This is a genomic window from Cupriavidus sp. 01L45 (assembly GCF_056399885.1).
In genome coordinates this window covers 12220-25763 of sequence record NZ_JBFTSG010000046.1, presented here as the reverse complement: position 1 = coordinate 25763, position 13544 = coordinate 12220, and the positions used below count along the sequence as shown (strand labels likewise).

Annotated in this window: 14 protein-coding genes; 10 read left to right on the top strand and 4 right to left on the bottom strand. The window is 66.1% G+C overall.

The window, feature by feature from the left end:
* The first annotated feature begins 33 nt into the window (after nt 1-33).
* From AC1DT6_RS27685 to AC1DT6_RS27665, 5 genes are all read left to right on the top strand, one after another.
* Nucleotides 34-1155 (top strand): aromatic ring-hydroxylating oxygenase subunit alpha, encoded by a 1122-nt coding sequence (locus AC1DT6_RS27685; RefSeq protein ID WP_477115092.1) that lies wholly within the window; start codon nt 34-36, stop codon nt 1153-1155.
* A 15-nt stretch (nt 1156-1170) separates the two neighbouring features.
* Nucleotides 1171-2619 carry an NAD-dependent succinate-semialdehyde dehydrogenase gene (locus AC1DT6_RS27680; protein WP_441631893.1) on the top strand — a complete coding sequence of 483 codons (1449 nt, stop codon included), beginning with the start codon at nt 1171-1173 and terminating at the stop codon, nt 2617-2619.
* Between the two features lie 46 nt (nt 2620-2665).
* Nucleotides 2666-3634 (top strand): PDR/VanB family oxidoreductase, encoded by a 969-nt coding sequence (locus AC1DT6_RS27675; protein WP_441631891.1) that lies wholly within the window; start codon nt 2666-2668, stop codon nt 3632-3634.
* A gap of 64 nt (nt 3635-3698) precedes the next feature.
* Entirely contained in the window at nt 3699-4781 is a 1083-nt protein-coding gene (locus tag AC1DT6_RS27670) for a porin (protein ID WP_441631889.1), read from the top strand.
* Between the two features lie 173 nt (nt 4782-4954).
* Nucleotides 4955-5209, top strand: a complete 255-nt coding sequence (locus AC1DT6_RS27665) for a hypothetical protein (RefSeq protein WP_441631887.1) — start codon at nt 4955-4957, stop codon at nt 5207-5209.
* Nucleotides 5210-5241: 32 nt separating this feature from the next.
* Here the strand turns inward: AC1DT6_RS27665 and AC1DT6_RS27660 are convergent, their stop codons facing one another.
* Nucleotides 5242-5985: an SDR family oxidoreductase gene (locus AC1DT6_RS27660; protein ID WP_441631925.1), complete on the bottom strand. Its 744-nt coding sequence runs from the start codon at nt 5983-5985 to the stop codon at nt 5242-5244.
* A 169-nt stretch (nt 5986-6154) separates the two neighbouring features.
* Entirely contained in the window at nt 6155-7063 is a 909-nt protein-coding gene (locus tag AC1DT6_RS27655; RefSeq protein ID WP_441631885.1) for a LysR family transcriptional regulator, read from the bottom strand.
* A gap of 297 nt (nt 7064-7360) precedes the next feature.
* Here AC1DT6_RS27655 and AC1DT6_RS27650 point away from each other — a divergent pair, with 297 nt between their 5' ends.
* From AC1DT6_RS27650 to AC1DT6_RS27640, 3 genes are all read left to right on the top strand, one after another.
* A complete protein-coding gene (locus tag AC1DT6_RS27650) occupies nt 7361-8095 on the top strand; it encodes a DNA/RNA non-specific endonuclease (RefSeq protein WP_441631883.1) in 735 nt (244 codons plus the stop codon).
* A 216-nt stretch (nt 8096-8311) separates the two neighbouring features.
* A complete protein-coding gene (locus AC1DT6_RS27645) occupies nt 8312-9019 on the top strand; it encodes a dienelactone hydrolase family protein (RefSeq protein ID WP_441631881.1) in 708 nt (235 codons plus the stop codon).
* A 243-nt stretch (nt 9020-9262) separates the two neighbouring features.
* Complete coding sequence (locus AC1DT6_RS27640; RefSeq protein WP_441631879.1) at nt 9263-10798, top strand: acyl-CoA synthetase; 1536 nt, start codon at nt 9263-9265, stop codon at nt 10796-10798.
* Nucleotides 10799-10916: 118 nt separating this feature from the next.
* Here AC1DT6_RS27640 and AC1DT6_RS27635 read toward each other — a convergent pair whose 3' ends face one another.
* Both AC1DT6_RS27635 and AC1DT6_RS27630 read right to left on the bottom strand, forming a co-directional pair.
* Nucleotides 10917-11612, bottom strand: a complete 696-nt coding sequence (locus AC1DT6_RS27635) for a glycine zipper 2TM domain-containing protein (protein WP_441631877.1) — start codon at nt 11610-11612, stop codon at nt 10917-10919.
* A gap of 152 nt (nt 11613-11764) precedes the next feature.
* Nucleotides 11765-12217 (bottom strand): MarR family winged helix-turn-helix transcriptional regulator, encoded by a 453-nt coding sequence (locus AC1DT6_RS27630; protein WP_045235510.1) that lies wholly within the window; start codon nt 12215-12217, stop codon nt 11765-11767.
* Nucleotides 12218-12423: 206 nt separating this feature from the next.
* Here AC1DT6_RS27630 and AC1DT6_RS27625 point away from each other — a divergent pair, with 206 nt between their 5' ends.
* Nucleotides 12424-12993 carry a YggT family protein gene (locus tag AC1DT6_RS27625; protein ID WP_276288986.1) on the top strand — a complete coding sequence of 190 codons (570 nt, stop codon included), beginning with the start codon at nt 12424-12426 and terminating at the stop codon, nt 12991-12993.
* Nucleotides 12994-13162: 169 nt separating this feature from the next.
* Nucleotides 13163-13477, top strand: coding sequence for a hypothetical protein (locus AC1DT6_RS27620; protein ID WP_441631875.1), 315 nt, complete (start codon nt 13163-13165; stop codon nt 13475-13477).
* Nucleotides 13478-13544: the final 67 nt, after the last annotated feature.

The window sequence follows — 13544 nt, the reverse complement described above, 5'->3', positions numbered from 1 at the left end:
TAGATTAACAGTTAACCATCATAGACAACGATCATGAAAGACATTGCTCCGCTCGCTCCAGACTTTTGCGCCGACCCCGAAAACGCCTGGACCCTGCCCAAGTCGTACTACACCAACGAAGCGATCTTCGAGTTCGAGAAAGAAAAGGTCTTCGCCAACAGCTGGATCTGCATCGCCCATCGCAGCGAACTGGCCCAGCCCAATGACTACATCACGCGCGAGGTGATCGGCGAGAACATCGTGGTGCTGCGCGACCGCGACAACGTGCTGCGCGCGTTCTACAACGTGTGCCCGCATCGCGGCCACCAACTGCTGTCGGGCAGCGGCCGCGCCAGGAACGTGATCACCYGCCCGTACCACGCCTGGACCTTCAAGCTCGACGGCGAGCTGGCCCATGCGCGCAATTGCGAGAACGTCGCCCACTTCGACAAGGACAAATCCAGCCTGGTGCCGGTCAGGGTCGAGGAGTACGCCGGCTTCGTCTTTATCAACCTCAACCCGGACGCCGGCACGGTGGAAGCGCAGTTGCCGGGCCTGCAGGCCCGCATGCGCGAAGCCTGCCCCGTGATCGACGACCTGCACCTGGGCGCGCGCTTCGTGACCGAGACCCCGGCCAACTGGAAGAGCATCGTTGACAACTACATGGAGTGCTACCACTGCGGCCCGGCCCATCCCAGCTTCGCGGACTCGGTGCAAGTGGACAAGTACTGGCACACGCTGCACGAGAACTGGTCGCTGCAGTTCGGCCATGCCAAGTCGTCCGAGAAGTCGTTCAAGCTCGACGAGTCGGTCAAGGACCCGAGCTTCGCCGGCTTCTGGGCCTGGCCTTGCACGATGTTCAACGTGCCGCCCGGCGCCAACTTCATGACGGTGATCTACGAGTTCCCGGCCAGCGCCGAAGTCACGCTGCAGCACTACGAGATCTACTTCCTGAACAAGGAACTGACCGAGGAGCAGCAGAAGCTCGTCGAGTGGTACCGGGACGTGTTCCGACCTGAAGACCTGCGCCTGGTGGAGAGCGTGCAGCGCGGCCTGAAGTCGCGCGGCTATCGCGGCCAGGGCCGCATCATGGTCGACCAGCAGCGCAGCGGCATCAGCGAGCACGGCATCGTGCATTTCCATCAGAAGATGGCCAAGCAATACCAGCCCGTCTGAGCCAAGGGAGCCAGCATGAAACGCAACGACAACACGCTGTTCCGGCAACAGGCCTGCATCGATGGCCGCTGGTGCGACGCCGCCTCCGGCGACACCGTGGCGGTGTTCGATCCGGCCCTGGGCGAACAGGTCGGTACCGTGCCGCGGATGGGCGAGGCGGAAACCGTCGCCGCCATCGAGGCGGCCAACGCCGCGCTGCCGGCCTGGAAGCAGCGCACCGCCAAGGAGCGCGCCGGCCTGCTGCGCAAATGGTTCGAACTGATCTTGCAGCACGAGCAAGACCTGGCCGTGCTGATGACGCACGAGCAAGGCAAGCCCCTGCAGGAAGCACTGGGCGAGGTGCGCTATGCCGCCTCGTTCATCGAGTGGTTCGCCGAGGAAGCCAAGCGCCTCTACGGCGACGTGATCCCCTCGCCCACGGCGGACAAGCGGCTGCTGGTAGTGCAGGAGCCAATCGGCGTCTGCACGGCCATCACGCCCTGGAACTTCCCCGCGGCAATGATCACTCGCAAGGCGGCGCCGGCCCTCGCCGCCGGCTGCACCATGGTGGTGAAGCCCGCCAACGAGACGCCGTTCACGGCGCTCGCGCTGGCCGAACTGGCCCTGCGGGCCGGCATTCCGGCGGGCGTGCTCAATATCGTCACCGGCGACGCAGTCGCCATCGGCAAGCAGTTCACCAGCCATCCGCTGGTGCGCAAGCTGTCGTTCACCGGCTCGACGCCGGTGGGCCGCCTGCTGATGGCGCAATGCGCCGGCACCATCAAGAAAGTGTCGCTGGAGCTGGGCGGCAATGCACCCTTCATTGTGTTCGACGATGCCGACGTGGAAGCGGCCGTCGAAGGCGCCCTGCAGGCGAAGTACCGCAATGCCGGGCAGACCTGCGTGTGCGTGAACCGGCTGTACGTGCATGACGCGGTGTACGACCGTTTCGTCGACCTGTTCACCAGCAAGGTGGCCGAACTGCGCGTGGGCAACGGCTTCGACGCCGGCAGCGAGATCGGTCCGCTGATCACGCCCACGGCGGTGGCCAAGGTCAGCGAGCTGGTCGACGACGCCGTCGCCAAGGGCGCGCAGTTGCGCATCGGCGGCCAGCCGCACGCCGCCGGCGAGCAGTTCTTCGCGCCCACCGTCCTGACCGGGGTCAAGCCCGGCATGCGCGTGCTCGACGAGGAAATCTTCGGGCCGGTGTCGCCGGTCGTGCGCTTCTCGTGCGAGGAGGATGTGGTGCGCATGGCGAACGACACCATCTATGGCCTGGCCGCCTACTTCTACAGCCGCGACATCGGCCGCGTCTGGCGTGTCGCCGAACAGCTCGAGTACGGCATGGTCGGCATCAACACCGGCATGATCTCCAACGAAGTCTCACCGTTTGGCGGCGTGAAGCAGTCTGGCCTGGGCCGCGAAGGCTCGCGCTACGGCATCGACGACTACCTGGAAAAGAAATACCTCTGCATGGCGCTGTAAGCCACGCACGAGAGTGATACCAAGCCTGAAGAAAGAAGGAAGCAGCATGGGCAACCCCTACCAGTCGATGCGCGTCACCGTCACCCGCATCGAAGACGTCACGCCACAGATCAAGCGCTTCACGATGGCGCTTCCGGAAGGCGGCCCCATGCCGGGCTTCTCCGGCGGCGGCCATGTGATCGTGCAGATGGAAGACAGCGGCCAGCGCTACAGCAATGCGTACTCGCTGATGAACTCGCCCGAGGACCGCAGTTGCTACCAGATCGGTGTCCGGCGCGAGGAGCGATCCAAGGGCGGCTCCGCCTTCCTGCATGACAAGGTACGCGCCGGCGATACGCTGACGATCACCACGCCGAACAACCTGTTCGGCTTGCGCGAGGAGGCGCGGCGCCACGTCCTGATCGCCGGCGGCATCGGCATTACGCCGTTCATGTCGCAGTTGCACGAACTGCGGCGGCGCGGCGCGGACTACGAGCTGCACTACGCCTTTCGCAGCCCGGAGCATGGCGCCTTTCGCGACGAGCTCGCCGCCGCGCCGGACAGCGGCCGCTTCCGCTTCTACGCCGACAGCCTGGGGCAGAAACTCGACCTCGGCACGCTGCTGGGCAGGCTGCAGGACGGCGCGCATGTCTATGTATGCGGGCCGCAGCCGCTGATCGAAGCCGTGCAGGACGCGGCGGCGGCGCACGGCGTTCCCAGGGAGCGCGTGCACTGGGAGCAGTTCGCCGCGGCGCCCCAAGGCGGCGGCGCCTTCTCGGTAGTGCTGGCGAAATCCGGCAGGACCGTGGAGGTGGCCAGCGGCGAAACCATTCTCAAGGCCATCGAGCGCGAGAACGCGGCAAGCGTCGACTGCCTGTGCCGCGAAGGCGTGTGCGGCACCTGCGAGACGCGCATTCTCGAAGGCGAGGCGCAGCACTGCGACCAGTACCTGAGCAACGCCGAAAAGGCCGCACAGAAGACCATGATGATCTGCGTTTCCCGGGCCAGGGGACAGCGGATCGTGCTCGACCTGTAAGCAGCGGCCAATCCGGGGACGGCACCCGCCCACCTGGCTATCCCACAGACCGGAGGAGACATCAATGCACAAGACAGCCCTGCGCTGGCTGCTTGCGGGGGCGCTGCTGCCCGCCGCCGGCGGTAGCCACGCGCAATCCAGCGTCAACCTGTACGGCGTGGTCAGCACCGCGGTGCGCTACACCAGCAATATCGATGGCCTGCATCACGACCAGGCGGAACTGGTGGCGAGCGGCATCGGCGGCAGCCGCTGGGGCCTGAAGGGCGAGAACGACCTGGGTAGCGGCAACAAGGCGGTGTTCCTGCTGGAAAACGGCTTCGGCATCGACAACGGCCAGACCGCGTACAACGCGCTGTTCGGCCGCCAGGCCTATGTCGGCCTGGCTGGCGCCTGGGGCAGCCTCACCTTCGGCCGGCAGTACAACGCCCTGAACAACGTGGGCTGGAGCTTCAATCCGCTGGACCAGGGCTGGGGCAATTTCTGGTCGGACCCCTTGTACCTCGGCGGCGATATCTTCTTCCAGGACTACCGCATCAACAACAGCGTGGTCTACAAGGGCACGCTGGGGCCGGTGACGGTGCAACTGGACTACGGCTTTGGCGAGCAGCCCGGCAGCGCCGGCAAAGGCCAGACCCTCGGGGGCGGCGCCATGTACCAGAAGGGACCGCTYGCGCTTGGCCTGTCGTACGACCAGCGGCGCACGGCGGACGGGGCCGGCACCATCCGCAACTGGTCGGCGGGCGGCTCGTACGCCGTCGGCAAGACCACCCTCTACCTGGGGCATATGGGCCGCCACGAGGATGCCGGCGCCGCGCGCTTCGGCATCTACTTTGCCGGACTCGGGCATCAGGCCATGCCGGCCTTGCACCTGTCGGCCGCGTACTATCGCTACCAGCAAGGCGGCGGCGTCACCACGCAGTTCCAGGCCACCTCCCAGTGGCTCGGGGGAGGATCGGCGGATGCCGTGGCCGCCGTGGCGGACTACGCGTTCTCCAAGCGAACCAGTCTGTTCCTGGAAGTCGATGCGGTCAGGGCGCGCGGCGGGGCCGCGGGACGCGAGACGGAGTACTGGGGCGGCAGCCCCGTGACTGCGTCCGCCGGCACGACGCGGTTCGGTGTCATGCTTGGCATGCGGCAGATTTTCTGAGACGGTGCGGCCGGGGCTCGGTGTTTGCGCCGGCAAGGATCATGCCATCGCGTTGCCCGTTGCGATGTGTTGCCAAATGCGTAAAACGCATGCATGCGCCGAGAAAGTGTTTGTCCTTTCCCGCGCATACGTTCTACCTTACGAATGTGCGCCCTGCCTTTCCGGAGACCGCAATGGCAATCCGCTCCACCGCTTCACACAGTACCGCACAGTTAAGGCGACTGGTCGGCCAGTTGCAGGCCGAGGTCGACTCGCTGGATCACCTTGCCATCTTCGACGCCGAGACCCAGACCGCGCTGGGCCAGGCCCGCGACCGCCTCACGCAAGGTATCGAGGCCATTGAGGACGCCATCCAGAGCCTGCGCGCGCTGCAACAGGTGCGGCCATCGGCCATGCGGTCCCGAAAGACGACGCCGCGCGCCGCCTGATGCGCGGGAGCGCGTGCTGCCTGCCACCTTGCTCAGAATTCCTGCACGGCAGGACGCAACACGATTTCGTTGATATCCACGTCGGCCGGCTGTTCGATCGCGTAGGCGATCGCGCGTGCCACCGAGTCCGCCGGGATGGCCTGCCGGTAGAACTCGCCCACCGTCTTCGCACTCTCCGCGTGGCTGCTGCCCAGCTTGAGCTCTGAGTCCACCGCGCCCGGCGAGATCACCGTGGTGCGGATGGCGCCACCGGCTTCATGGCGCAAGCCTTCCGAGATGGCGCGCACCGCGAACTTGGTGCCGCTGTACACCGTGCCGCCCGGGCTGAACACCTTTACGCCCGCGACCGAGGCAATATTGATGAAGTGCCCGGCGCCCTGCTTCTGGAACACCGGCAGCGCGGCGGCGATGCCGTACAGCACGCCCTTGATGTTGATGTCGATCATGCGCTCCCATTCCTCGACCTTTGTCTCGCTCATGGGGGCGATGGCCATGAGGCCGGCATTGTTGATCATGACATCGACCCGGCCATAGCTGTCGACCGCCTTCTGCACCAGGGCTTCGACATCGGCACGCCGGCTCACATCGGCGATCGCCACCTCGGCCTTGCCGCCCTTGGCGCGGATCTCCGCGGCCAGCGTCTCCAGACGATCGCCGCGCCGCGCGGCCAGCACCAGCGAGGCGCCGGCGGCGCCCAGGTGGCGCGCGGTGGCTTCGCCCAGTCCACTGCTGGCGCCAGTAATGACAACGACCTTGCCTGCGATATTTGTGCTCATCATCCACTCCGTATCCGTGCGCAGGCGGTTTGCCTGCCGACGAGACGATTATGTTGGCTGACGGCATCAACAAAAATGGAAATGTTTTGATTTCAGTATTCCACCGGATGGAATTATCTCCACGGATAGCTGCCGCCGGCCTCTCGCCGGCGAGCGAGAGAACGGTAGCTCAGGGCGCCACGGCGGCGCTGCCAGTGAAGTAGGCCACCAGCGCGTCGAATACCAGCCGGATGCGCATCGGCACCGGGCTGCGGCGCGAGCGATAGATATACAAGCCCCACGGTGCCGGTGCATGCCGGTCCAGCACGCTGACCAGGCGGCCCGAGCGCAGGTGGGGCTGCGCGAGGTAGTCGGGCAACTGGCCGTAAGCGAGTCCGGAGAGGATCGCCTCCATCTCGGTTTCCGGATCGTCGGTAAGAAAGGCCGGAGAGCGCGGGTTGAACTGCTCGCCCTGGGCGAAATACCACGGCCAGGCCCGGCCGCTGCTGCGGTCGATCAGGCCGGTGGTGGGCAGCGCGGCCAGCCCGGCCAGGTCGGCCGGCTTGCCCACGCGCGCCACCAGTTCCGGCGTGCCCACCACATGGAAGCCCACCCGCGTCGTCATGCGCGCGACCAGCCGCTGGTCGCGGAACATGCCAAGGCGCAGGCCGATATCGATTTCGTCGTCGACCACATCGGCAATCTGGTCCGAGAGCCGGATATCGAGCGTGATGCCCGGATGCGCCAGCGCCACCTGCCGCAGCGCCGCCAGCAAGTGCAGCCGGCCGAGCGTGCTGGGCGCGGTAATCCGCACAGTGCCCTTGAGCTCGGTGTCCGAGCGGCCGGCCGGATGCGCGAACAAGCTGTCCACATCAAGCAATGCCGAGCGCGCGCGCTCGGCCAGCCGCTCACCGGCGGCAGTGATGCGGATCTGACGCGTATTGCGGTGGAACAGCGGTTCGCCCACGGCTTCCTCAAGGTCCTTGACCGCGCGCGTCACGGTTTGCGGGGACGTGCCCAGCCGGGTGGCGGCTGCCTTGAACGAAGCCGACTCCGCCGCCGCGCAGAAGATCCTAAGCATTTCCAGCCGGTTAAGCATGGTGATATGCGCCGTGGAAGTGAGGGCGTCTGATGATTATGCAAAGCGCGATTATAAAAGCTGCTGCCGTGCGAGATGAGATCCCTCTCATTGACGCCCTGCGCTATCTCCCTCGCTCATTGCGCCCCGGTCTGGCAGAATGCCCGACGCCCGCGGCCCGGACCGAGCCACTGTCCGGGCGCCGCACGGCCTGCCCTCGCGTCCATGCGGTCGCCTTGCGCGGGCTTAACTGTGATGAACGCCGGCACGGCGCACGCCTGCGGTGTTCACCCTGATCTTTAAGGATTCCGTTCCCGAATGAAGAAGCTTTTCCTCTCGCTGGCTCTGTGCCTGACCTCCGGCCTGGCCAGCGCTTCCGGTGGCTTTTCCGAGTGCCCTCAATTCTTCGCGCAACAGGCAGCACCCAAGGCGCCGGGTTCGCCGGAACTCAAGCTGCGTGCGCTGTGCTACGACGCATTCGCGGTCATGCACTCCGGCCGCAGCAAGACACCGCTTTTTGTTGCCGAGCGCCTGTCGCGCGCGCAGTTGATGGATGCCAAGGACGAAGAGCGAACCAACCGTTTCTTCTCCGATGCGCGCCTGCCGCGCTCGGAGCGGGCAGAGCTGGACGACTACAAGGGCAATGAAGGACTGGACCGGGGACACATGTCGCCTGCTGCCGATCAGCCGACCGCGCAGGCCATGGCGCAATCGTTCACGCTGGCTAACGTCGTGCCGCAATACAGCCAGAACAACCGCAAGGCGTGGGCCTCCATCGAAAAGGCCACGCGCAAGTATGCGATGCGCGCGACCGGCGATGTCTATGTCATTACGGGCCCGGTATTCGACGGGAACGTGCGCACGATCGGCAGCGGGAAAGTCTGGGTCCCGACGTATCTCTACAAGCTGGTCTATGACCCGTCGACGAACCGGGCCTGGGCGCACTGGATCGAGAATTCAGACGCCGCGCGGCCCGGCAAGCCGATCTCCTATGGCGAACTGGTGAAGCGCACCGGAATCGAGTTCCTGCCTGGCGTTCACCCTGCGAGCTGATCCGGCGCCGACGCGGCAGGGAAGTGGCGGGCGCGTGGCAAGCGCGCGCCCGCCACGGCGGCGTGGCGGCACGGGTTGCTGCACGCCCGGCACGTCTGGCCGGACAGTGGCACACTTGCGGTTTGCCGGATTTACGTCCCGTCACTGCCTTACCGCCGTCTTATCCCCGCGTTACCTTTTCATTCCTCAAACCCAACACCGATGGAGCAAGCCACCATGCCCGACAACAGCCAATGGATCCGTGTCGAAACCGAAGGCGGCGCCTTCGATGCCTACCTGGCCCTGCCCCCCGCCGGCAAGGCCGCCAGCGCGCCGGGCATCGTGCTTGTACAGGAAATCTTCGGCGTCAATGAGCATATTCGCGCGGTAGCGGACCAGTACGCGCTCGACGGCTATGTGGTGCTGGCGCCCGATGTATTCTGGCGCCACGCGCCGCGCGTGGAACTGGGCTACTCCGGCGATGACTGGGCAAGCGCCATGGAACTGCGCCAGAAGACCGACGTGGAACTGGCGGTGAAGGATATCGCCGCTACCGCCAAGGCGCTGCGCGCCCAGCTCGGCGCGGGTGCGAAGATTGCGGCGGTCGGCTACTGCTTCGGCGGCCTGCTGTCCTACCTGAGCGCCGCGCGCGGCCTGGTCGACGCGGCGGTCCCGTATTACGGTGGCGGCATCCAGAACAACCTGAAGGAAGCCGCCAGCATCAAGGTGCCGGTGCAGTTCCACTATGGCGCGCTCGACGCGCACATCCCGGCGGAGGCTGTCGAGCAGGTGCGCGCCGCGGTGGCCGGCAATCCGCGCGCGGAGATCCACGTCTATGCCCAGGCCGATCACGGCTTCAACTGCTGGGCGCGTGGTTCCTATCACCAGCCCTCTGCCGCGCTGGCACATGGCCGCGCACTGACCTTCCTCGCCGGCGCGCTGTAAGCCCGTCCGCCGCATCGCTGCGCTGCACAAGCTGCGGCGCAGCGCCTCCCCCAGCGTCCCCCTCGCCCGGGTGCCTTGCACCGCGGGCGCCCCGCCCGTATCCTGGCTCCCGAGCGCCAACGCCGCAGCCATCGCGCATCATCGCCCGCCATCGGTACTGATCCGTGCATGATCGACCCATGACCCGCTGCGGCATCGGCTCAAGACTTGCTGGACCCTAAAAAAAACAGAACGGAGACCACCATGCAGTCAGAGCAGCAACGCGTCCTGCGCAACACCGTCCCCGATGCCCTCGCCCGTGCGGTAAGGCGCAGTCCCGACAAGATCGCCCTGCGCTTCGGCGAGCGCAGCTGGAGCTACCGTGAGCTTGAGGCCGCGGCGGCCAGCGTGGGCGCGGCGCTGCAACGGTGGGGCCTGCGCCCCGGCGACCGGGTGGCGGCTTTTGGCAAGAACTCGGATGCCTATGTGCTGCTGTGGCTGGGCTGCCTGCGTGCCGGGCTGATCCATGTGCCGGTGAATTTCTCGATGACGCGCGGGGAAGTGGAGTACATCGTCAACCAGTCCGGCGCCAGCGCGCTGTTCGCCGATCCGGCGCTGGCCGCGCAAGTCGACGGCCTGCCTTGCCCCCTGCTGGGCAGCCTGCATGGCGGTGGCCCGCGCGATGTGCTCGCCGCCGCCCAGGGCCCCGGCGCGGATATTCTTGCCACGCTAGATGAGGCCATGCCGGCGCAGATCCTGTATACATCCGGCACCACGTCGGCGCCCAAGGGCGCGCTGATGACTCATCGCGCCTTGCTGGCCGAGTACATGAGCGCGATTGCAACGTGCGATATCAAGCCGGAAGACTATTCGCTGGCCGCGCTGCCCCTATACCATTCCGCGCAGATGCATGTCTTCCTGATGCCGCTGCTGCTGATGGGCGGCACCATCTTGCTGGCGCAGAGCCCCGAGCCGGGTTTTTGCCTGCGCACTGTGCGCGAGGCCGGCATCACCAGCTTCTTTGCGCCGCCTACCGTATGGATCGCGCTGCTGCGCCACCAGGACTTCGATCCGCGCGAGCTGACCTCGCTGACCAAGGCTTACTACGGGGCGTCGATCATGCCGCTACCGGTGTTGCTGGAGCTGCGGGAGCGCCTGCCGGCGCTGGGCTTCTACAACTGCTACGGGCAGAGCGAGATCGGGCCGCTGGCCACGGTGCTCGGGCCGGAAGCGCACCGGGAACGCCCTGCCTCGGCAGGCCGGCCCGTGCTCAACGTGGAAACCCGCATCGTCGATGAGAAGATGCAGGATGCCAAACCCGGCGAGCTCGGGGAGATCGTGCACCGCTCGCCGCAGTTGCTTACCGAATACTGGGACAAGCCGGGACAGACCGCTGAAGCCTTCAGCGGCGGCTGGTTCCACTCCGGCGATCTTGGCTATATGGACGAGGCGGGCTATCTGTACGTGGTTGACCGCATCAAGGACGTGATCAATTCCGGCGGCGTGCTCGTATCGAGCCGGGAAGTCGAAGAGTGCCTGTACCAGCATGAAGGCGTGGCCGAAGTGGCCGTCTTCGCGCTGCCGCATCCCAAGTGGGTGGAAGCGGTGGCGGCCTGCGTCGTGCTCAAGCGCGGCGCGGGCGCGGATGAGGAGGGGATGCTCGCCCATGCCCGCGCCGCGCTCGCACCGTTCAAGGTGCCCAAACGCATCGTGTTCGTGGCGGACCTGCCGCGCAACACCGCCGGCAAGCTGCTCAAACGGCAACTGCGGGAAGACTACGCCAGCTTGTTCGGCGCCTGAGCCAGGAGCTGTGCGCCCTGGTGTGGGACAGATCGCGCCATGTGGCGTAGCGGGTGCACGGCACCGGCTACGCCACCTGGGAACCCCTTACGCAATGGAAGACCCGGCAGCCACGCCTTCAGTAGGGCATCGCCACGCCGTTCTGCACCTTGACCCGGTCGCCGTTGCGCAGGTTGTAGGGCGTCGACTGCGTCAGCGTGAGATAGCCGTTGTCGGTGGTGCGTACCCGGATGCGGTACGCGGGCGGCGCCGTAGTAGTACGCTTCTCGACCTCGTTGCCAGCCAGGGCACCGGCCACCGCGCCGCCAATGGTCGCCACCGTATTGCCACGGCCGCCTCCCACCTGGTGGCCAAGCAGGCCGCCGACGACGCCACCGATCAGCGCGCCGGCGACGCCGCCTGCCGGCGCCTGCCCGGGCAACATCTCGATGTATTCGACGTTGCCGTAGCGCACGCCATAGGCATCGCTGCCGTAGGCGCCCTGGGCCGTATTAGCCTGCGGGTAGCCCGCTTGCGGATAGGACTGCTGGGGATAACCTTGCTGCGGGTAGCTCTCCTGCACCGGCGCCTGCTGCGGGTAGCCGGCCTGCGGATATTCCGGCTGCGGGTAGGCCGGTTGCGAGTAGCCCTGCTGCGGATAGGCAACGGGATAGCCGCCGCTTGCCTGCGTGCTGCTGCCATACGCGCCGGAGTTGCCATAGCTCCCGTAGCCACCATACCCGCCGCCATATGGCGCGGTCACGCAACCGGCCAGGGCGCCCGCGGCAAGCAGGGCGAGCGCGCTGGTACGAAGGGGGAAAGAGGGGAAAGGCATTTGTAGCTCCTGCGGATATCGCGAGTGGGAATGCGCGCGAGTCTAGGGCCGCGGGGCCGCCTCGGGTGTCACCGAGCCTTGTGAATGGTAACTGCCTGTAACGGCGCATGCGGTTTGGGTCGAAAAACCCGGGCCGCCTGCTTCACGACGGCTCAGGCGCGCTCCGCGCCATCGTCGTTGAAGGCCGTAAGGCGCGCTACGCGGAAGGTGCCGCGCAGCGATTCGAGTTCGCTCCGGTGCAGCATGGCCAGCCGGTTCAGGAAACGCTCGCCCTTGGCGAGCAAATGGACTTCCACGATCCGGCGGTCATCCGGATTGGCCTTGCGCTTGACCAGGCCGGCTGCCTCGCAGCGGTTGACCAGCGCCACCACGCCGTGCTGCTTGGCTTGCAGGCGCTCCGCCAGTTCGCCGATCGAAGCCCAGTCCTTGCCGGCGCAGCCACGGATATGCAGCATCAGCAGGTACTGCTGCACGGTCAGGCCTTCGTTGTGCGCGGCATCTTCGGAAAACCGCAGGAAACGCCGCAACTGGTAGCGGAAATCGGAGAGGGCTTCGAAGTCCTGCTTGTCGAGCAGGGATCGGGATGCGGCAGGCTGGCGGGTCATGGCGGGGCAGCGTGCGGACGCTGGGGGAACTTGGCTCGACGCTCATTATAGGGGCTGCCTCCGGCGGTCCCCCGACTCATCGGCGTTAGCCAGTTGACAAAGGCAGGCTCCGGTTTCGACCGCCGCCTGTGCGGGTATGGCAGAATCTGTGCGTCCGCAGACACTCCTGACTGCCGACATCACTACTGCCACCGGAACCGAAACCGATGTTCACGGAAATCGCCCTTTTCCTGCTCGATACCGTCTTCACCCTGTTCGGCATGGCGCTACTGCTGCGCCTGTGGATGCAATGGGCACGGCTACCCACGCGCAACCCCGTCTCGCAAGGCGTATTCCAGGTTACCGACTGGCTGGTCAGGCCATTGCGCCGGGTCATTCCGGGCCTTGGCGGCATCGACTGGGCGACCCTGATCGGCGCCTGGCTGACCGCCCTGGTGTTCCTGCTGCTCGTGCTGCTGCTTTCCGGAGGCGACCTCGCGCCCTACCTGCCGCTGGTCCTGCTGATTGCCGTTCTCAACGTATTGAAGTGGGGCATCAGCATGGTGATGTGGGTCACGCTGCTGATGGCGATCCTTTCCTGGGTCAATCCGCATTCGCCGGTCACGCCTGCCATCAACCACCTGACGGAACCGCTGCTGCGTCCGATCCGCCGCGTGGTGCCGCGCCTGGGCGGCTTTGACATCTCGCCGCTGGTCCTTTTCGTGATCGCGCAGATCCTGCTGATGATCATTGCCCGGCTTGGCGCAGGGCTGTTTGGCGCACGTTTCGGTCTCTGACTCAAGCCGGCGCGGGTGCGGATGGCCGTCCAGGCCAAAAATCCGGGCGGGATTATCCAGACTGACGAACAGTGTTTTGAGGATTAGCTCTTTTTCCTGGGCAGAAGGCCGCCTACAGTACGTGCAACGTGGAACACACCACGACATGCCAGAAGGAAAAAGCAGCATCATGAAGACTCTCACACAGCCCCGCACCCTCGCCGTTACCCTCCTCTGCGCCATCGGCTTGTCGATGGCTGCCGCCTCCGCGCACGCCAACTCGCCGGTTTCCGACCTCGCCCGCCTCGACGGCAGCATCGGCCGCACGGTGGACGCGTTCACCGACGGCGCCCGCACCGGTCCGCGCGATCCGTTCACCGATGGCGCCCACAACGGCCGCCGCGACCCGTTCACGGATGGTGCCCACAACGGCCCGCGTGACCCGTACACCGACGGCGCCCGCGGCACGAACGAAGCCCGCAGCAGCTTCAGCGACGGCGCCTGATTGCGCCCCGGCATTCACCTGGGATGGAAGAGACAGCAGTTGTGGCCTATCAACCGTAGTCGTCAAG